An 18984-nucleotide genomic window follows, 5' to 3' on the forward strand; every position below is an offset into this window, starting at 1 on the left:
CGCGTTCAGGTGAGCGGATCGGCGATGGTCGATTCCGCCAGCTGCGACAGTCCCTCGCGCACGTGGCGGGCCCACATCCCGCCGATGCCGTCCACCGACTCCAGGTCGTTGGCGCTGGCCGCCAGCAGGCCCTGCAGCGTTCCGAACGTCCGGACCAACAGATCCACGTGGGCGAACTGCAGCCGGGGGATGCCGGCCATCGCGCGGTAGCCGCGCGGGCTGAGCGCCGAATCCTGCGCCTCCGCCGTCGTCGGGTATCCGAAAACCTTTGCCAGCGAGGTGAAGTCGAGCAGCTCGGTGTCCGACAGGGCGTCCAGCTCGTCGAGCGTGGCGGTCAGCTGCGCCTCGGACAGCGGCTCGGGGCTGGCGTGGTAGTCGCGCACGATCAGTTCGCGGGCGATGTCGTTGCCGCCCAACAGCTCCTCGAGCTGCAGCCGCAACTGGCGGCCGTCGGTGCCCAGCTCGACGCAGTCGTAGTCGATCGCCAGGCCGATGCGCCGCACCAACTCCAGCCGCTGCACCACCGTCATCACGTCGCGCAGCGTGACGAAGTCCTCGATCTCGGCCCGGGACAGCTGCCTGCTGACCTCGTCGAGCCTCATCTTGTACCGCTCCAGGGTGGCGATGGCCTGGTTGGCCCGCGACAGGATGGTCGCCGAATCGGCGACCACGTGGCGCTCCCCGGCGACGTAGACGGTCACGATGTTCATCGAGTGGCTGACCGAGATCACCGGGTAGCCGGTCTGGATCGCGGCGCGCTCCGCCGAGCGGTGCCGGGTCCCCGATTCGTCGGTGGGGATCGACGGATCCGGAACCAACTGCACGTTGGCGCGGACGATGCGGCTGCCGTCGGTGGACAGCACGACGGCGCCGTCCATCTTGGCCAGCTCGCGCAGCCGCGTCGGCGCGTACCGGACGTCCAGGGCGAACCCGCCGTCGCAGATGGCCTCGACGTTCTCGTCGTTGCCCAGCACGATCAACGCGCCGGTGCGGCCGCGCAGGATGCGCTCCAGGCCGTCCCGCAGCCCGGTGCCCGGCGCCAGGCGGGCGACGGTCTCACGCAGTGTCGGACGGGTCACAGCGTGTCATTCTGCGGCCCCACGGTGTTATGCGTCCAGCCGTCGGGCCGCTCGGCGATGGCTTTCATGTGGAGCAGGGCCGCGACGATGGTCGGCGCACGCAGCGCCCGCATCCCGCTCGGCACGATCTCGCGCCGGGGGTCATCGCCGTCCGGGATGAGCGCGATGCTGAACCCCTGGCGTGCGGCTTCGGCCAGCCGCCGCTCCATCCCGGCCACCCGGCGCAGGTCGCCCGCGAGCCCCACCTCGCCGATCATCACCGCCGTGGTGGGCAGCGGCAGGTTGGTGTACGCCGAGGCCAGCGCGATCGCGACGGCAAGATCGGAGGACGGATCGGTCAACCGCATGCCGCCCACGGTGGACAGGTAGACGTCGTTGACGGCGATGTTCAGGCGGGCGTGCTTTTCCAGCACGGCGGCGATCATCGCGGCGCGGGCGTGGTCGATGCCGCTGACGGCGCGGCGCGGCGAGCCGCCCGACGGGCTCGCCAGCAGCGCCTGCACCTCGCCGATCAGCGGCCGCTTTCCGTCCAGCGCCACCGTGATCGCGGTGCCCGCGACGGGCGCCGGCCGCTGATCCAGGAAGAGGTGCGACGGGTCGTTGACGTCCTCGATCCCGTTGTCGTGCAGCATGAAACAGCCGACCTCGTCGGCGGCGCCGAACCGGTTCTTGATCCCGCGGACCATCCGCAGCGAGCCGTTGCGGTCGCCCTCGAAGTGCAGGACCACGTCGACGAGGTGTTCCAGCGAGCGCGGCCCGGCGATGGCGCCATCCTTGGTCACGTGCCCGACCAGGATCAGGGCGACGCCGGCGGACTTCGCCGCGGCCGTCAGCGCCGCGGTCACCGCGCGCACCTGCGTGACCCCGCCGGCGACGCCGTCGGCCTCGGTGGTGGACATGGTCTGCACCGAGTCGACGATGACGAGCGCGGGCCGGACCGTCGCGATGTGATCGAGCACCGTGTGCAGGTCGGACTCGGCGGCCAGGTACAGCTCGTCGCCGCCGCAGTTGATGCGGTCGGCGCGCAGCCGGATCTGCCCGGCCGACTCCTCGCCGGAGATGTACAGCGCCCGGCTGCCGGCCTGGGCCCAGCGGTGGGCGACCTTGAGCAACAGCGTCGACTTGCCCACGCCCGGATCGCCCGCCAGCAGCGTGACCGAGCCGGGGACCACGCCGCCGCCGAGCACCCGGTCCAACTCGCCGACGCCGGTGGAGCGGTGCCGCGTGCTGTGCGCCTCTACCGAACTGATGGGAACGGCCCGCGACGCCGACGCCGCCGACGCGCCGGCGCGCCGCCCCCCGCCGACGGCGGCCAGTACCGGCACCTCGTCGACGGTGCCCCAGGTGCCGCACTCCCCGCAGCGGCCCACCCACTTGGCGGTGACGTGCTGGCATTCGGAGCAGCGGTATTGCGAGCGGGGATGTGCCACGTCATGACGGTATCGGGCGGGTGCGACAAGCCCGGTGTGACAGGCCGGGACCGTCCCCGGTTAGCGCCCGCTCAGGCGGGTTGGGGCCCCACCCCGGCCGAAACCGGCACCATCACGCTGGCCTGCCCGGCCTTCTCGAAGTTGAAGGTGAAGTTGTAGGCCAGGCCGTTGCTGATGGGCTTGGCCAGGGCGACGGTCGCCTTGACGGCGTTGTTCGGCTCGAGCGGGCCCGGGGCCACGTTCTGGCCTTCGGGCTTGCCGATGAACAGCATCCCTCCGGCGGGCAGCCGGCCATCGCCGCCGATCGTGACCGCGCCGACGTCACTGGTGATGCTCACCAACCGGTCCGCGACGTCCGGCGACTGGTTGACGGCCACCGCCACCAGGTCCACCGTCCGCCCCGGCTGCAGGAAGTCACCGGTCTGGACGGCCTGCATGCGGATGTCGCGCAGCGCGACGTTGTTGATGGTGACCCGGTTGCCGTTGACGGCGGGCTCCTGGGTGGCCATTTGCGAGATCTGACCGGCTCCGCAACCGCTGAGCAGGGCGGCGACCAAGGCGACCAGACCGACGACGGCGAAGCGGTTCACTCAATGCCTCCTGCTCGGCTCGCGCCCTCACGACGCACCATTTCAGCGGTTCAACTCTGCAACTATGCACAGTAGTAGGAAGGTGTTCGCGGCGGTAGCGCAGGGCGCCAGACCAGCGGAGCAAGGCCCCGGGTGGGGTGCTTGCTGGGGTCCAATAGGGGCAAGCGTAGTGTGACCCCTTGCACGTCTTCCTCCGCCTGTCAACCCCTAATCTGCGCGCGATGTGCCCCTGACCTGCACCGTTGTTCCGCAACCCTTGGGGCGCCGTGTTAGACTGAAGTAACGAAAGGGGCTCGAATCAGATGATCTTCAAGGTCGGCGACACCGTTGTATACCCACACCACGGTGCTGCGTTAGTCGAGGCGATCGAAACCCGCACCATCAAAGGGGAGCAAAAAGAGTATCTCGTCTTGAAAGTTGCGCAGGGAGACCTGACCGTTCGAGTGCCCGCTGAAAACGCCGAATACGTCGGCGTCCGCGATGTTGTCGGGCAAGAAGGCCTCGACAAGGTGTTCCAGGTGTTGCGCGCGCCCCACACGGAAGAGCCGACGAACTGGTCCCGCCGCTACAAGGCCAACCTGGAAAAGCTCGCCTCCGGCGATGTCAACAAGGTGGCCGAGGTAGTGCGCGACCTGTGGCGTCGCGACCAGGAGCGTGGCCTGTCCGCCGGCGAGAAGCGCATGCTGGCCAAGGCCCGCCAGATCCTTGTCGGTGAGCTGGCGCTGGCCGAGAGCACCGACGACGCCAAGGCGGAGACCATCCTCGACGAGGTTCTGGCCGCCGCTTCCTGAAGGCCCTGAGGCTCTCCGGTGGCCGGGGGCGCGGTTGTCGCAGTGGTCCCGGCCGCGGGGTCGGGAGAACGGCTTCAGGCCGGCATTCCCAAGGCATTCTGCGAACTCGACGGGCATACCCTGCTTGAGCGCGCCGTCGCGGGCCTGCTGGAGTCCGGGGTCGTCGACCATGTCGTGGCGGCCGTCCCGGCCGATCGCATCGACCAGGCCAAGCTAGTCCTCGGCGGCCACGCCACGGTCGTGGCCGGCGGGGCCGGCCGTATCGACTCGGTCCGTCTGGGTTTGTCCGCATTGCCCGGCGAGCCCGAGTTCGTGCTGGTCCATGACGCCGCCCGGGCCCTGACCCCGCCCGCACTGATCGTGCGAGTGGTCGAGGCGCTGCGGTCGGGCCACGGCGCCGTCGTGCCCGCGCTGCCCCTGTCTGACACCATCAAGGCCGTGGATGCCAACGGGGTGGTCCTGGGCACGCCGGAGCGGGCCGGCCTGCGGGCCGTGCAGACGCCGCAAGGGTTCGAAACCGCCCTGCTGCTGCGCGCCTACGAACGGGCCGACACCGCCGACTTCACCGACGACGCGTCGCTGGTCGAGCACGTCGGCGGCCAGGTGCAGGTCGTCGCGGGCGACCCGCTGGCGTTCAAGATCACCACCCAGCTCGACCTGGTGCTGGCCCAAGCGGTCGTGCGCCGGTGAGCGAGCTGCCGCGGGTCGGGTTGGGCACCGACGTGCACCCGATCCAGCCCGGGCGTCCGTGCTGGCTGCTGGGGCTGCTGTTCGACGGCGCCGACGGCTGCGCGGGCCACTCCGACGGCGACGTGGGCGCGCACGCGCTGTGCGACGCGCTGCTGTCGGCGACCGGGTTGGGCGATATCGGCGCCGTGTTCGGCGTCGACGATTCCCGCTGGCAGGGCGTGACCGGCGCCGACATGCTGCGCCACGTCGTCGGCCTGGTTGCGGAGCGCGGGTACCGGGTCGGCAACGCGGCCGTCCAGGTGATCGGCAACCGGCCGAAGGTCGGCCCGCGCCGCGCGGAGGCGCAGCGGGTCCTTTCCGATCTGCTCGGGGCGCCGGTGTCGGTGTCCGCGACCACCACCGACGGCCTGGGACTGACCGGGCGGGGCGAGGGATTGGCCGCGATCGCCACGGCGCTGGTGTTCGCCACCGGCTAGCGTCGCGGGTCGCGGCAATTGGGCAGGTAAGCTGGCACGTCGTGACCGATCGCGCCCGCCTGCGGCTACACGACACGGCAGCCGGTGCCGTGCGTGATTTCGTACCGCTGCGCGAGGGGCATGTCTCCATCTACCTGTGCGGCGCCACGGTCCAGGGCCAGCCGCACATCGGGCACGTCCGCAGCGGGGTGGCCTTCGACATCCTGCGCCGCTGGTTGATCGCCCGCGGCTACGACGTCGCGTTCATCCGCAACGTCACCGACATCGAGGACAAGATCCTGGCCAAGGCCGCCGCGGCCGGTCGCCCGTGGTGGGAGTGGGCGGCCACCTACGAGCGCGCCTTCTCGGCCGCCTACGACGCGCTGGACGTCATGCCGCCGTCCGCCGAGCCGCGCGCCACCGGGCACATCACCCAGATGGTCGAGTTAATGGAACGCCTGATCGAAACCGGCCACGCCTACGCCTCGGCCGGGGACGTCTACTTCGATGTGCTCAGCTATCCGGAGTACGGCCAGCTGTCCGGGCACAAGATCGACGACGTCCATCAGGGCGAGGGCGCGGCGACCGGCAAGCGCGACCAGCGCGACTTCACGCTGTGGAAGGGCGAAAAACCCGGCGAGCCGTCCTGGCCGTCACCGTGGGGCCGCGGCCGCCCGGGCTGGCACCTGGAATGCTCGGCGATGGCCCGCACCTACCTCGGCCCGGAATTCGACATCCATTGCGGCGGAATGGATCTCGTCTTCCCGCACCACGAGAACGAGATCGCGCAGAGCCGCGCCGCCGGCGACGGATTCGCCCGCTACTGGCTGCACAACGGCTGGGTGACCATGGGCGGCGAGAAGATGAGCAAGTCGCTGGGCAACGTGCTGGCCATCCCGGCGATGCTGCAGCGCGTGCGCCCGGCCGAACTGCGCTACTACCTGGGCAGCGCCCATTACCGGTCGATGCTGGAATTCTCCGAAACGGCCCTGCAGGACGCGGTCAAGGCCTACGTGGGGGTGGAGGAGTTCCTGCACCGGGTGCGCAGCCGGGTCGGCGCCGTCGAACCGGGGGAGTGGACACCGAAGTTCGCCGAGGCGCTCGACGACGACCTGGCCGTCCCGGCCGCGCTGGCCGAAATCCACCACGCCCGCGCGGAGGGGAATCGGGCGCTCGACGCCGCCGACCACGAGGGCGCGCTGCAGCACGCCCGCTCGATCCGCGCGATGATGGGCATCCTGGGCTGCGACCCCCTCGACGAGCGCTGGGAATCCCGCGACGAGACATCGGCCGCGCTGGCCGCCGTCGACGTGCTGGTGCAGGCCGAAATCGAAAACCGGGAAAAGGCCCGCCAGCAACGCAATTGGGCCCTCGCCGACGAGATCAGGGATCGGCTCAAGAACGCCGGCATCGAGGTCACCGACACCGCCGACGGGCCGCAATGGACCCTGGGCGGTGACGGCAAGTAGATGGCCGGCAACTCGCGGCGCCGGGGGGCGGTACGCAAATCCGGCACCAAGAAGGGCCCCACCGTCGGCTCCGGGGGCCAGCGTCGTCGCGGGCTGGAAGGCCGCGGCCCCACCCCGCCGGCGCACCTGCGCCCCCACCACCCGGCCGCCAAGCGGGCCCAGTCGCAGCCGCGGCGGCCCGCCAAGCGCACCGACGAGACCGAAACGGTGCTGGGCCGCAACCCGGTGCTGGAGTGCCTGCGCGCCGGCGTCCCGGCGACCGCGCTGTATGTCGCCCTGGGCACCGAGGCGGACGAGCGGCTCACCGAATCCGTCGCCCGCGCGGCCGATTTGGGGATCGCGATCCTGGAGGTGCCGCGCGCCGACCTGGACCGGATGACCACCAACCACCTGCACCAGGGCATCGCCCTGCAGGTGCCGCCGTACAACTACGCGCACCCCGACGACCTGCTGGCGGCCGCCACCGACTCGCCACCGGCGCTGCTGGTCGCGTTGGACAATATCTCCGACCCGCGCAACCTCGGCGCCATCGTGCGCTCGGTCGCGGCGTTCGGCGGCCACGGCGTGCTCATCCCGCAGCGGCGTTCGGCCTCGGTGACGGCGGTGGCGTGGCGCACCAGCGCCGGCGCCGCGGCGCGCGTCCCGGTGGCGCGGGCCACCAATCTGACCCGGGCGCTGAAGGGTTGGGCCGACGCCGGGTTGCGCGTCGTCGGACTTGACGCCGACGGCGACACCGCGGTCGACGACCTGGACGGCACCGACCCGCTGGTCGTGGTCGTCGGCTCGGAGGGCAAGGGCCTGTCGCGGTTGGTGCGGCAGACCTGCGACGAGGTGGTGTCCATTCCGATGGCGGGCCGCACCGAATCGCTGAACGCCTCGGTGGCCGCCGGGGTGGTGCTCGCCGAAATCGCCCGTCAGCGCAGGCATTAATTGATCGCTCGCCGCGTCGCTGCGCTGTTGGTGCTGGGGCTCGGGCTGCTCGTCGCGCCGCCGGCGTCGGCGCAGCCGGCCGAATTCGACCTGCAGGCCCATCGCGGCGGACGCGGAGAAACCACCGAGGAATCCCTGCGGGCGTTCGCCAAGTCGCTCGAATTGGGCGTCAGCACACTCGAACTCGACATCGGCATCACCAAGGACTCCCAGCCGCTGGTGTGGCACGACCCGACGATCGACGCGGCGAAGTGCACCGACACGGCGCCGGCGTTCGCCGGTGACCCGGCGTATCCCTACGTCGGCAAGCTCGTGCACGACCTCACCCTGGTCCAGATCCGCACGCTCGATTGCGGCAAGCGCCTCAGCGAGTTTCCCGACGCCGAAGTCGTGCGCGGCAACAAGATAGCGACGCTGCCCGACGTCTTCGCGCTCGCCGACTCCTATCACGCGGGGGTGCGCTTCAACATCGAGACGAAGGTCGAGGCCGACAAGCCGGGCGCCTCGGCCGGACCCCAGGAGTTCGTCGACGTGATACTCGCGGCGGTCCGGTCGGCGGGCAAGGTCGACCGGGTCGAAATCCAGAGCTTCGACTGGCGGACCCTACCCATGGTCCGCCGCGCGGAGCCCACCATCCCGCTGGTTGCCCTCTACGACGAGCAGACCTGGGCGCCGGGGTCGCCGTGGCTGGCCGGGGTCGACGCCGCCGCGGTCGGCGACCCGATGATCGGCGCGCGGCTGGTGGGCGCCGACCTGGTCTCGCCCGACTACGGGCTGGTCACCGGCGAGGCCTACGTCGACCGCGCGCACGCCTTGGGGCTCAAGGTGATTCCGTGGACCGTCGACGACGCCGGCGCCATGCGTAAGCAGATCGGTTACGGCGTCGACGGCATCATCACCGACTTCCCGACCCTGCTCCGCGGGGTGCTGGCCGACCTCGGCATGCCGCTGCCGCCGGCCTACCACCGGACCTAGCCGGCGCGGCGGTGCGGCGTCCGCCCCACTTCCGCCGCGACATCTATTTGCTAAACCGAAAATTTGGCCCACAGAACGCCCGCGCACCGTTATAGTCGCCGCGTGATCAGCGGCGAGCTGCTGACTGGGCGCGACAGCGAATTGGGGATCATTCGCCGTGCCCTGAGCGGGACTGGCAACCACTCCGGGGTGGTGATCGCCGGTGCCGCCGGTGTGGGCAAGACCTGGCTGGCCCGCGAAGTGCTGCGGCGCGCCGAGGCGGCGGGTGAGCGGACCAAGTGGATCGTCGGCACCGAATCGGCGCATGCGCTGCCCCTGGGGGCGTTCATCGGTTTGCTGGGCGACGCGCTGGCAGACCCCCTGACCAACGTGCGGCGCGTGATCGAGTCGTTCGTCGCCCGTCAGCGCCGCGGCCGGGTGGTCGTGGGCGTCGATGACGCCCATCTGCTGGACGGATTGTCGGCCCTCGTCATTCATCAGCTGGCGCAGTCCGGCGGGGCCCGGCTGGTGGTCACCGTCCGCACCGGCAGCGCGGTGCCCGACGCGGTGACCGCGCTGTGGAAGGACGGGCTGCTGCCCCGGCTGGACCTGGAACCGCTCTCGGCCGCGGCCACTCGCGAGGTCATCGAGACCACGCTGGGCGGTCCGGTGGACGCGCGCAGCGCGGCCCGGTTCCGGCGCCTCACCGGCGGCAACACACTGTTTCTCCGGCAGCTGCTCGCCGATCAGATGGCGGCCGGGCGGATGCGGCAGGTGGCCGGCGTGTGGATGTGGGAAGGCGACGTCGCGGTCTCGGCCAGCCTGTCGGACACGGTGGGGCGCCAGCTGGATCGGTTGAGCCCGCCGCTGGCGCTGGTCGTCGACACGCTGTCGCAGTGCGAGCCGCTTCCCGTGGAGTTGCTGTGCGACGTGGTGCGCCGCGAGGACCTGGTGGCCGCCGAGAGCATGGGCCTGGTGAACGTCGAACGCACCCCGGGCGGGTTGATGGCGAGGCTGGCGCACCCCCTGTTCGGCGAGCTGCGCCGTGCCGGCGCCGGCGAGATGTACCTGTCGACGATCAGGGGCCGCCTGGCGACGCGCCTGGCGCAACACGGCGACGCCGACATGCAGGCCACCGTGCGCCGGGCGCTGCTGAGGCTGGAGTCGGATCTCGATCCCGATGCCGAGCTGTACCTGAAGTCCGCGCGGCACGCGATGACGCTGCTGGATCTCGAGCTGGCCGACCGGTTCGCCAACGCCGCCGCGCAGGCGGGGGCGCCGGGTGCCGCCGGGGTCCGGGCGATGAACCTGGTACTGCTGGGGCGCGGCGAGCAGGCCGAGCACGCGCTGCGCGACCTGGCCGCGGCGGACGCGCCCGAGGGCCATCACTGGGCGACCGTGCGGGCGGCCAACCTGGTGTGGATGCTGGGCAAGCCGGCCGAGGCCGCGCGGATCCTCGACGGCCTCGCCACGGCCGAGGAGAAGCCGGGGCAGGCGGCCGAGCGCCTGGCGGTGCAGGCCTGCCTGGACGCGGTGTCGGCGCGCTGCGAGCTCGCCGCCGACAGGGCGCGGGCCGCGCTGGAATCGGGCGCGCTGCCCGATTTCCACGCGATGATGGCCTCGCTCGCGTTGATCATGGCCATGGGGGCGATGGGGACGGTCGAGGACCTCGCTGGCGTGGCCGAGGAGGCGTTGCGGCGGGCGACGACGTCGTTTCAGGCGTCGCACATGCGGTTCTGGTTCGGCGCCGTGTACGGCCGGGCCTGCCGCCTGACCGGACGTATCGACGAATTCGTCAGCACCGCAGAGCAATTGGCCAACTCGGCCCGGGACGTTCCCGGCCTCGCGTATGCAAACCTGGCCCTGCTGTTGGGCAACGCCGAACTGGTTCGCGGCGCCGCCGCCGACGCGGCCCGGCTGGTGCACGAAGCGCTCGCCGGGGCCGAAAGACACGCCGTCACAACGGGTTTGCGGGCCGCAAGCTACTTCGCGCTGGCCGAAGCGCACGCCAAGCTGGGACAGGCCGCCGAGGCGAACGACGCCCTCACCGGGGCGCGGTCGTGCGTGCCGCCGGACTTTTTGTTCATGCACACCGCGCTCTCGCTGGCCGGCGGGTGGGCGATGGCAGCGAGCGGCCACTTGAGCGAGGCGGTGGCCGACGCGCGGGAGGCGGGGCGGATCGCCCGCGACCGCAGCCAGCCGACCCACGAGTTGGCGTGCATACAGGCCGCGGCCCAATGGGGCGACGCCTCGGACGCGGCGCGGGCCCGGGTACTGGCCGGGGCGCTGTCGCTGCCGCTGGCCGACGCGGTCGCCCTGCACGCGGAGGCCCTGCTCGCCGGGAACGGCGAGGGGCTGCTGGCCGCCGCCGCGGCCTACCGGGGGATCGGCGACCGGGCCGCGGCCGCCGACGCGGCGGCGCAGGCCTCCGTCGCGTTCGTCGCCGATCAGCAGCACAAGCGCGGGCTCTATGCCGCGGCGCTGGCCGGCGAACTGGCCGAGGAGTGTGGCGGCCTGTCCACGCCCGCGTTGCGGACCCCGGTCGGTCTCAAGTTGTCCGGCCGCCAGCGTGATGTCATCGAACTGGTCGTGGCCGGCCTGTCCAACCGGCAAATCGCCGAAAGACTGGTGATGTCCGTGCGGACCGTCGAGGGGCATGTCTACCGGGCCTGCCAGCGGGTCGGGGCCAAGTCACGCGAGGAACTGGCGTCGATCGTCAGGTCCGGTCCCGGCGACGGTCAGGCAGGCTGACGCACCGCGGCTGCGCCTGACTCCCGCCAAGTCGAGTAGCCGACTACGCATGTGCACTTGTCGAACTCGGCCATACCGTGCCTCTCAACAAAAGGAGAGCGCATGGTCGAGATGCTGGATAAACCCGAAGTCGCGGCCCGCTCGCTGGCGCCGAAAAACCCGCTTCCCTATTGGCGCCAGGTCAAGGAGGTCCGGTCCTACGTCGACGGCATACAGCGGCTGCTGGATGCCGGCGGCCCCGTGACCCGGGTCGTGCTCGGACCGAAGTGGCTGATTCCCACCGTGGTGCTGATCGCCAGCCCGCAAGGCGCGCGCGACGTGTTGGGCCGCACCGACGAGGTTGCCGACCGCGGGCGCACGCGCACCATGGTCGAGATGCACGCCCTGATGGGCGGCAACCTGCTCGACCTTCCGCACGAGCGCTGGCTCCCGCGACGGCGCGCGCTGCAGCCGATGTTCACCAAGCGTCACGTCGCCCGCTACTCCGGTCACATGGCCGGGGCGGCGCAATCCGTCGCCGATGGCTGGCGGGACGGCGACGTGGTCGACCTCGACGCGCAGTGTCGCAAGCTGACCCTGCGGGCGCTCGGGCGCTCGGTGCTCGGGCTGGACCTCGATGAGCGCGCCGACGAGGTAGGCCACGCGCTGCGGGCTTCGTTGACCTGGGTGGCCGATCGCGCGGCGCGGCCGGTGAACCCGCCGCGGTGGTGGCCCACCCGGGCCCAGCGCGCGGCTCGCCGGGCCAACGACACCCTGCACCGGTTGGCGGCGGAAATACTGCACGCGGTCCACGCCGATCCCGACCGTGACGCCCCGTTGGTGCGCGCCCTGATCGGGGCGATCGACCCGGAAACCGGCCGGCCGCTGAGCGACGACGAGATCTGCCACGAACTGGTGCTGTTCATGCTCGCGGGCCACGACACCACGTCGACCACCCTGACGTACGCGCTGTGGTCGTTGGGCCACCACCGCGACCTCCAAGAACGCGTCCGCGCGGAGGTCGCCGCGGTCGGCGAGCGCGCGCTGACCCCGGAGGACGTGCCCGCCCTCGGCCTGACCGTGCGGGTCTTGCACGAGGCGCTGCGGCTGTGTCCGCCCGCGGCGGGAACGATGCGGACGCCCACCCAGGACATCGTCGTGGACGGCCACCTCGTCGAGGCCGGAAGCATGGCCCTCGTCAGTTTCTATGCGCTGCACCGCGATCCGGCGCTATGGGACGACCCGCTGCGTTTCGATCCGGACCGGTTCCTACCCGAGCGGTCCAAGGATCGAAGCCGTTGGCAGTACCTGCCGTTCGGCGGCGGGCCGCGCTCCTGCGTCGGCGATCACTTCGCGATGCTGGAGGCCACGCTCGCGCTGGCGACGATCATCGGCGCGGCCGACATCGAATCGCTGGACCCGGACTTCCCGCTGGATACGCCGTTCACCGTCGTCGCCGCGCGACCCGTCCGCGCCCGGGTGCGGGGCACGCGCGCCTAGATGCCCAGCACCTTCATCGACGCCCACAGCGCCAGCACCGCGACCACCAGCGCCGCCGGCACCGTGCACAGCCCGAGGCGGGTGTACTCGCCGACCCCGGCATCGACATCGTGGCGGCGCAGCACCCGCCGCCACAGCAGGTTCGACAGCGAACCCACGTAGGTCAGGTTGGGGCCGATGTTGACCCCGATCAGGACCGCGAGGATGGCCGCCGCACCGCCGGGCGCCACCAGCGGCAGCAGCACCAGCGTGGCGGGCAGGTTGTTCACGACGTTGGCCAGCACGGCGGCGATCGCGGCGATCGCGAGCAGCGCGGGCAGCCCCGTCCCGGACGGCAGCACGGACGACATCGCCCTGTCCATCCCGTTGACCATGACCGCGCGCACCACCACGCCCAGCGCCAGCACGAACACCAGGAACGACACGTGCGCCGAGCGCACGATATCGACCACCGAGGTGTGCCGGCGGCTCAGGCTGCGCGCCGCCAGCACCGACGCGCCGATGAGCGCCACCCAGGCCGGGGCGACCCCCACGGACTGGCCGACCACGAACCCGGTCAGCGTCAGCCCGACCACCACCAACACGAAGACCGGTGGCCGCGGCGCCGGCCCCAGTTCCTCCGGGTCGGGCTGCACGCGCAGGTCGCCGGCGAAGAACCACCGGAAGATCACGTACAGCGTGGCCACCGCGCCCAGCCACGGCAACGCCATCAGCGCCGTGAACCTGGTGAACGAGAGGTTGGCGGTATGAAACGCCAGCAGGTTGGTCAGGTTCGACACCGGCAGCAGCAGCGAGGCCCCGTTCGCCAGATGGGCCGTGGCGTAGGCGTAGGGCCGCACCGGGGTGCGCAGCCGCCGCACCGCCACCAGCACCACGGGGGTCAGCAACACCACCGCGGCGTCCAGGCTCAGCACCGCGGTGATCAGGGAGGAGATGACGAACACCCGCCCCAGCAGGCCGGCCGACCCCACCCGCCCCCGGGCGATCGCCGCGCCGGCCGCCTCGAACAGGCCCTCGTCGTCGCAGAGCTTGGCGAGCACCAGCACCGCGCCCAAAAACCCGACCACGCCCGACAATCCGGCCACCTCCTCGGTGGCCTGGCGCATCGAGACCGCGCCGACCGCGACCAGGATCAGCGCCGCGGGAACCGCGGCCACCGCCTCGGGCAAACCCCGCGGGCGGGCCACGGCGAACACGAGCACGGCAGCAAGCAGCGCCAGCGCGATGGCTAAGTGCATGCGTCCTACGTCCAGGGGTCTTCGCGTCGCCACACCGTCGGCATGTGCAGCGCAACACCGTCGTGCGCGGCCAGCTCGTCGAGGACGCGAATGGACACGTCCAGGTCGTCGCCCGCATAAGGCAAGGCCCGCAAGGGCTTCGACAACGGGCTGAAGAAGTCGTCCCAGTGGATGAGGATCACCCGGCGCGCACCGACCGCGCGCACGGTCTCGGCCCAGTAGTCCTGCAGATAGGAACGCGGCCGCAGGCCGAGCTGGCCGACGCTGAGATAGACGGCATCCGCGCGGCGCCCGTCCAGCGCGCCCCTGACGAAGCCGGCGCTGCCCTGGATCAGCAGCCGCCGGCCCGACGGCATGTGGTGCACCAGCGTCGACCAGGCCTCGCCGCAGCGGTACGCCGACGCCCGCACCGGCGGCCGCAGCGGCGCGTCGATCACCCCGGGGAACCGGTCCGGCGGGCAATGATGCGACGCCACCAGCGTTACGTCGAAGGGGCCCAACCGAATTGGCTCGCCCGAGGTGGCGACGGTGAGCCGGTCCTCGGGCAGCCCGTAGCCGCGCCCGACGTTGGCCGCCGACTCACCGCCGACCAGCCGCGCGCCGGTCCGGTCGGCGACCAGCGCCGAGTCCAGCGCGTGGTCGATGTGGGTGTGCACCGGGATGACGGCCTCCAGCCGCTGCACGCCGGCGCGGGCCAGGCAGCCGTCCACGCGGGCCGGTGACGGCGCCACCTTGCCGGCCGCCACCCGCGCCAGGCTGGGCCGCGAGAAGTAGCCGTCGGTCAGCAGCGCCGACGACCCGTCGTCGAGCAGCAGCGTCGCCACCCCCAGCCACGTCGCCGACAGCGGCGAATCGGGCCCGGCGGCGGGCACGTCGAACCGGTCCGAATAGCGCGCCAGGTCGGGCCGGCCGGGTTTGAGTCGCATCAGCAGAACGCCCTGACGTCGGCGCCGGCCGCGGCCAGCCGATCCCGCACCGCCGTCGCGATCTGCACCGCGCCCGGCGAATCCCCGTGCACGCAAACCGATTCCACGGTCACATCGATCTGCGTGCCGTCGACCGCGGTGACCCGGCCCGAGGTCACCATCGTCGCCACCCGCTCCGCGATCTCCGCCGGATCGCGCAACACCGCGCCCGGTTCGCGACGGGACACCAGCTGGCCGTCGGGCTGGTAGGCGCGGTCGGCGAACGCCTCGGCCACGGTGCGCAGCCCGAGGCACGCGGCCTCGTCGAAGAACGCCGAACCCGCCATGCCCAGCACCGGCAACGCCGGATCCACCAAGCGCACCGCCTCGGCGACGGCGGCGCCCTGGTCCCGATCGGTCACGATGGTGTTGTACAGCGCGCCATGGGGTTTGACGTAACACACCGCCGACCCGGACGCCGCCGCGATCGCCTGCAGCGCGCCGATCTGGTAGACGACGTCGGCGACCAGGTCGTCGTGCGCGACGTCGATGTAGCGCCTGCCGAATCCGGCCAGATCGCGGTAGCTCACCTGCGCCCCGATGCGCACGCCGCGCTCGGCGGCCGACCGGCATACCCGCAGCAGGCCCGCCGGATCCCCGGCATGGAAACCGCAGGCCACGTTGGCGCTGGTGACGATGCCGAGCATGGCGTCGTCATCACCGAGGCGCCAGACGCCGAAGCCCTCACCCAAGTCGGCGTTGAGGTCGATGGCGGCCACCCACCTAGCTTATGGGCCGCGCGAAAGCCGCCGCACCGCCTACTGCCGCGCCACCTTGGCCGCGATCTGCTCGGCGATGCCGACCGCCGAGCCGCCGGCCAGCGGGGAGGCGCACGCCAGGACGTCGATGGCGACGTTGTTGCGCACGGTCAGAGCCCGTTGGCAGGTCCACCCGTCGCCGCCTTCCTGGACCTCGGACGTGCTGAGCGTGCCGCTGGCCTTAGTGATGCCGGCCACCGTCCACAGGACCGGGGGCTTGCCCTGGGGCAGATCCGAAAACCGCCGGTTGGCGCAGGCGGACCAGGTTTGCGCCGAGGAGTCGTAGAAGGCGTTGGCGTCGCGCGCCGACGGGTAGGCGATGACGGCCTGGATGGCGTAGTGGTCGCGGCCCTTGGCGTCGTCGACGCTGTCGTCGAGCCGCTGGCCGCGGATCGCGGTCCATCCGCTGCCGGCATAGACCTTGTCCTGGGCGGGCCCGTCGAGCGGCAGGCAGTCCTTGTCGCTGATGCTCGAGCTCCAGTCCCACATCGCGTCGGCGGAAAACCACACCTTCATCGATGTGGCGTTCAGCGCCGTGTTGATCTGGTTCGTCTCGAGCAGCAGGCCGTCGAGCGCCGACACCGCGACGGGATTCTGGGGCAGGGGACCCGAATGATCGGCGGGGACGGCCTTGCCGCCCGCGACGGTGGTGCAGCCGACGGCGAACGCGGACACCCCGGCCAGCACGAGCGCGGTGATTCGCTGGCGCACTGCCGGCCCCCTCCCCACTTCGTGCGACCAGCTTAAGTGGGAACCTCGCGACGTCGCCCGACGAGCCAGCAAAACAGGTAGATCACGAACGAGATGGTCGCCACGAACACCGACACCGGGACGCCGGGCGCCAGCGACAGCAGGATGCCCCCGACGGCCGCGACTTCCGCGAAGGCCACCGAGGCCGCCACCGCCGCCAGCGGCGACGCGACGACCCGGGCGGCCGCGGCGGCCGGAGTGATCAGCAACGACATCACCAGCAGCGCCCCGACGATCTGCACGGCCTGCGCGGCCACCACGCCGACCAGCGCGGCGAACACGATGCCCAGGGCGCGCACCGGGACCCCGCGCGCCGCCGCCACGTCCGGGTCGACGGTGGCGAACAGCAGCGGCCGGTAGCACGTGCCGAGCACGGCGATCACCAGCAGGCACACCAGCGCGAGCATGGCCAGGCCCGTGTAGCCGACGCCCACGATCTGGCCCGTCAGCAGCGCGAAGGCGGTCCCGGTGCGGCCCGGGTAGAGGTGGATGAACAGCACCGCCAGACCCAAGCCGAACGCCAGGATCACCCCGATCACCGAGTCGCGCTCCCGGGCCCGTTGACCCAGAACGCCGAACAGCGCCGCCGCCAGCGCGCTGCCGATCAGCGCCCCCGCGCCCACCTCGAACCCGACCAGCAGGGCGAAAGCGGCTCCGGTCAAAGACAATTCGCTGGACCCGTGCACGGCGAACGACATCTGCCGCATCACGATGAACGGCCCGATCAGCCCTGCCACCAGCCCCAGTAGCGCGCCGGCCAGCAGCGCCTGCTGGACGAAATCGTGGCGCAGCAAATCGGCGGTGAGGTCGAACGAGAACAGGTGGCCCAGCATCCCGGCGAGCCGGTGATTCATCCGCCGCACCCGTCGTCCGGCTCGCCCACCACCACGTAGCCGTCCCTGACCTTGACCACCTCGATGTCGGCCCGGTACAACGCCGAGAGCGTCTGGCTGGTCATCACCTGCTCGACGGTGCCGATCTCGAACCGGCCGTCGACGAGGTAGAGCACCCGGTCCACGTACGGCAGGATCGTGTTGATCTCGTGCGTCACGACGATGACGGTGCTCCCCGCGTCGCGGCGGCGCTTGTCGATGAGCGCGGACACCAGCTTCGCGTTCGCCGGGTCCAGCGTCAGCAGCGGCTCGTCGCACAGCAGCAGCCTCGGGTCGCTGGCCAGAGCCTGCGCGATGCGCACCCGCTGCAGTTCGCCACCCGACATCACGCCGACCCGCACATCGGCGAGCTGTTCGCCGTTGACCTGGCGCAGCGCCTCGGACACGGCCGCGCGCCGCCGCGCCCGCTCGGCCGAGCGCAACGGCCCGCCGCCCCAGCGCCGCCCGTCGATGCCCAGCCGCACCAGGTCCCGCCCACGCAGCATCACGTCCCGGTCCATCGGGCGGTGTTGCGGCACATAGCCGATGCTGCCGCTGCCCGACGTGACCGGTTTCCCGTCGACCTGCGCGACGCCGGCGCTCAGCGGCAGCTGCCCGAGCAGGACCTTGAGCAGCGACGTCTTCCCGCTGCCGTTGGGGCCGAGCACCGCGACGAATTCGCCGGGGGATACGGCCAGGTCGAGGTGGTCCCACAGCACCCGGTCGCCGAATGCCAGCCGCGCGCCGCGCAGCGACACCGTGTGGGCGTGGCTGGCGACGGCCCGGACCGCTTCGACGCTCATGGCTTACCGGCCGAGCGCAGCGCGGCGAGCAGCTGGTTGACGGTGTTGCGCTGCCAGGTGAGGTAGTCGCTGCCGTCGGGCAGCGTCTCGGTCACCTCGGTGACCGGCACCCCGGCGCGCTTGGCGGCGCCCTCCAGGCCGTTGACCGCGGAGCTGGACGTCTGCGGGTTGATCAGCAGGGCCGAGACCTGGCGGTGGTCGATCATGTCGAGCACGGTGGCCATGTCCGACGGTGCGGGATCGGTCTCGTTCTCGCTGGCCGCGGCGAACGCGGCCGGGGTGCGGTTCACCAGGCCCGACGCGGCCAGCAGGTACTCCACGTCGGGCTCGGTCGCGATCACCCCGGCCTTGGGGTATGCGCTGGCGATGGCGCGCTCGGAGTTGGCGATCGAGTCGGCGCCCCGGCAGAACGCCGCCGCGTTGGACCGGTAGTCGGCGGCGTTGGCCGGGTCGATGGCCGCCATCCGGTCGGCGATCGAGGAGGCCACCGACTTGGCGACGTTCAGGTCGTAGAAGACGTGCTCATTGGGCGGCGATTCACCCGAATCGGCTTTGGGCACAAACGAGTAGGCATCGACCGATGCGATGCCGGGGTGCCTGGCCAGCACCTGGTCCACCCACGGGTCGTAGCCGCCGCCGTTGTAGACGACCAGGGCGGCGTCGGTGAGCGCGGCGGCGTCCGAGGGGCTGGCCATGTAGGAGTGCGGGTCGGTGTCGGAGCCGGTGAGGATGGACTTGACGGCGACGTGGCGGCCGGTGACGGCGCTGGCCACGCTGCCCCAGACGTCGGTGGAGGCCACGACGGTGGCCGCGCGGGCACGCGTCGCCGCGGCGCACCCGCTGATCGCCGTCAGGCCGGCCACGAGGACCCCGACGGTCAAGACGGCCGGCAGCCAACGCCCTGCATGCACCTTGTGTTTTCCTCTCGCCGGCCCGGCAGCCGACCCATAATACTAATGAAAATCGTTTCCATTAGAAAG

The 18984-nt window shown here is 71.5% G+C and carries 18 protein-coding genes; 8 read left to right on the plus strand and 10 right to left on the minus strand.

Going from position 1 to position 18984, the window contains the following annotated elements:
* Nucleotides 1–5: 5 nt before the first annotated feature.
* From disA to AWB89_RS17255, 3 genes are all read right to left on the minus strand, one after another.
* On the minus strand, nt 6–1079 hold the full coding sequence (gene disA / locus AWB89_RS17245; RefSeq protein ID WP_085103234.1) for a DNA integrity scanning diadenylate cyclase DisA: 1074 nt from the start codon (nt 1077–1079) through the stop codon (nt 6–8).
* Nucleotides 1076–2509 carry a DNA repair protein RadA gene (gene radA, locus AWB89_RS17250; RefSeq protein ID WP_085175310.1) on the minus strand — a complete coding sequence of 478 codons (1434 nt, stop codon included), beginning with the start codon at nt 2507–2509 and terminating at the stop codon, nt 1076–1078. The genes disA and radA overlap by 4 nt, the downstream gene beginning before the upstream one ends.
* 71 nt (nt 2510–2580) lie before the next feature.
* Nucleotides 2581–3099, minus strand: a complete 519-nt coding sequence (locus AWB89_RS17255; RefSeq protein WP_085103238.1) for a copper chaperone PCu(A)C domain-containing protein — start codon at nt 3097–3099, stop codon at nt 2581–2583.
* Nucleotides 3100–3401: 302 nt separating this feature from the next.
* Here AWB89_RS17255 and carD point away from each other — a divergent pair, with 302 nt between their 5' ends.
* From carD to AWB89_RS17295, 8 genes are all read left to right on the plus strand, one after another.
* Nucleotides 3402–3890, plus strand: a complete 489-nt coding sequence (gene carD, locus AWB89_RS17260) for an RNA polymerase-binding transcription factor CarD (RefSeq protein ID WP_003419482.1) — start codon at nt 3402–3404, stop codon at nt 3888–3890.
* An 18-nt stretch (nt 3891–3908) separates the two neighbouring features.
* Complete coding sequence (gene ispD, locus AWB89_RS17265) at nt 3909–4580, plus strand: 2-C-methyl-D-erythritol 4-phosphate cytidylyltransferase (RefSeq protein ID WP_085175312.1); 672 nt, start codon at nt 3909–3911, stop codon at nt 4578–4580.
* Complete coding sequence (gene ispF / locus AWB89_RS17270; protein WP_085175314.1) at nt 4577–5056, plus strand: 2-C-methyl-D-erythritol 2,4-cyclodiphosphate synthase; 480 nt, start codon at nt 4577–4579, stop codon at nt 5054–5056. The genes ispD and ispF overlap by 4 nt, the downstream gene beginning before the upstream one ends.
* Nucleotides 5057–5097: 41 nt before the next feature.
* Complete coding sequence (cysS, locus tag AWB89_RS17275) at nt 5098–6504, plus strand: cysteine--tRNA ligase (protein ID WP_085175316.1); 1407 nt, start codon at nt 5098–5100, stop codon at nt 6502–6504.
* Nucleotides 6505–7434: a 23S rRNA (guanosine(2251)-2'-O)-methyltransferase RlmB gene (gene rlmB / locus AWB89_RS17280; RefSeq protein WP_085103246.1), complete on the plus strand. Its 930-nt coding sequence runs from the start codon at nt 6505–6507 to the stop codon at nt 7432–7434. It begins immediately after the preceding gene.
* Nucleotides 7435–8409, plus strand: a complete 975-nt coding sequence (locus tag AWB89_RS17285) for a glycerophosphodiester phosphodiesterase (protein ID WP_085103248.1) — start codon at nt 7435–7437, stop codon at nt 8407–8409.
* A 102-nt stretch (nt 8410–8511) separates the two neighbouring features.
* Nucleotides 8512–11139 (plus strand): helix-turn-helix transcriptional regulator, encoded by a 2628-nt coding sequence (locus tag AWB89_RS17290; RefSeq protein WP_085103250.1) that lies wholly within the window; start codon nt 8512–8514, stop codon nt 11137–11139.
* A gap of 102 nt (nt 11140–11241) precedes the next feature.
* Nucleotides 11242–12618 carry a cytochrome P450 gene (locus tag AWB89_RS17295; RefSeq protein ID WP_085175318.1) on the plus strand — a complete coding sequence of 459 codons (1377 nt, stop codon included), beginning with the start codon at nt 11242–11244 and terminating at the stop codon, nt 12616–12618.
* Here the strand turns inward: AWB89_RS17295 and AWB89_RS17300 are convergent.
* The 7 genes from AWB89_RS17300 to AWB89_RS17330 are packed head-to-tail and all read right to left on the minus strand — an operon-like array spanning nt 12615 to nt 18915.
* The gene (locus tag AWB89_RS17300; RefSeq protein WP_085175320.1) at nt 12615–13856 is read right to left on the minus strand and encodes an SLC13 family permease; all 1242 of its coding nucleotides are present in this window, start codon (nt 13854–13856) and stop codon (nt 12615–12617) included. The two genes, AWB89_RS17295 and AWB89_RS17300, sit on opposite strands and share 4 nt — an antisense overlap.
* Before the next feature lie 5 nt (nt 13857–13861).
* Nucleotides 13862–14782, minus strand: a complete 921-nt coding sequence (locus AWB89_RS17305; RefSeq protein WP_085175323.1) for an MBL fold metallo-hydrolase — start codon at nt 14780–14782, stop codon at nt 13862–13864.
* Nucleotides 14782–15540, minus strand: a complete 759-nt coding sequence (locus AWB89_RS17310; RefSeq protein ID WP_085175325.1) for a LamB/YcsF family protein — start codon at nt 15538–15540, stop codon at nt 14782–14784. Before AWB89_RS17310 ends, AWB89_RS17305 begins: the two co-directional genes overlap by 1 nt.
* 39 nt (nt 15541–15579) lie before the next feature.
* On the minus strand, nt 15580–16290 hold the full coding sequence (locus AWB89_RS17315; RefSeq protein ID WP_085175327.1) for a sensor domain-containing protein: 711 nt from the start codon (nt 16288–16290) through the stop codon (nt 15580–15582).
* Between the two features lie 32 nt (nt 16291–16322).
* Nucleotides 16323–17183 carry a metal ABC transporter permease gene (locus tag AWB89_RS17320; RefSeq protein WP_085175631.1) on the minus strand — a complete coding sequence of 287 codons (861 nt, stop codon included), beginning with the start codon at nt 17181–17183 and terminating at the stop codon, nt 16323–16325.
* A complete protein-coding gene (locus AWB89_RS17325) occupies nt 17180–18004 on the minus strand; it encodes a metal ABC transporter ATP-binding protein (protein ID WP_085095895.1) in 825 nt (274 codons plus the stop codon). The genes AWB89_RS17320 and AWB89_RS17325 overlap by 4 nt, the downstream gene beginning before the upstream one ends.
* Nucleotides 18001–18915 carry a metal ABC transporter solute-binding protein, Zn/Mn family gene (locus tag AWB89_RS17330; RefSeq protein WP_372515167.1) on the minus strand — a complete coding sequence of 305 codons (915 nt, stop codon included), beginning with the start codon at nt 18913–18915 and terminating at the stop codon, nt 18001–18003. The genes AWB89_RS17325 and AWB89_RS17330 overlap by 4 nt, the downstream gene beginning before the upstream one ends.
* Between the last annotated feature and the right edge of the window lie 69 nt (nt 18916–18984).

The organism is Mycobacterium paraense (assembly GCF_002101815.1).
GTDB lineage: Bacteria > Actinomycetota > Actinomycetes > Mycobacteriales > Mycobacteriaceae > Mycobacterium > Mycobacterium paraense.

What these genes read in the sequence shown, in the direction of transcription:
- carD (WP_003419482.1), top strand. Translation starts at nt 3,402, where the DNA reads ATGATCTTCAAGGTCGGCGACACCGTTGTATACCCACACCACGGTGCT.
- rlmB (WP_085103246.1), top strand. Translation starts at nt 6,505, where the DNA reads ATGGCCGGCAACTCGCGGCGCCGGGGGGCGGTACGCAAATCCGGCACC.
- AWB89_RS17295 (WP_085175318.1), top strand. Translation starts at nt 11,242, where the DNA reads ATGGTCGAGATGCTGGATAAACCCGAAGTCGCGGCCCGCTCGCTGGCG.
- AWB89_RS17300 (WP_085175320.1), bottom strand. Translation starts at nt 13,856, where the DNA reads ATGCACTTAGCCATCGCGCTGGCGCTGCTTGCTGCCGTGCTCGTGTTC.
- AWB89_RS17305 (WP_085175323.1), bottom strand. Translation starts at nt 14,782, where the DNA reads ATGCGACTCAAACCCGGCCGGCCCGACCTGGCGCGCTATTCGGACCGG.
- AWB89_RS17320 (WP_085175631.1), bottom strand. Translation starts at nt 17,183, where the DNA reads ATGAATCACCGGCTCGCCGGGATGCTGGGCCACCTGTTCTCGTTCGAC.
- AWB89_RS17325 (WP_085095895.1), bottom strand. Translation starts at nt 18,004, where the DNA reads ATGAGCGTCGAAGCGGTCCGGGCCGTCGCCAGCCACGCCCACACGGTG.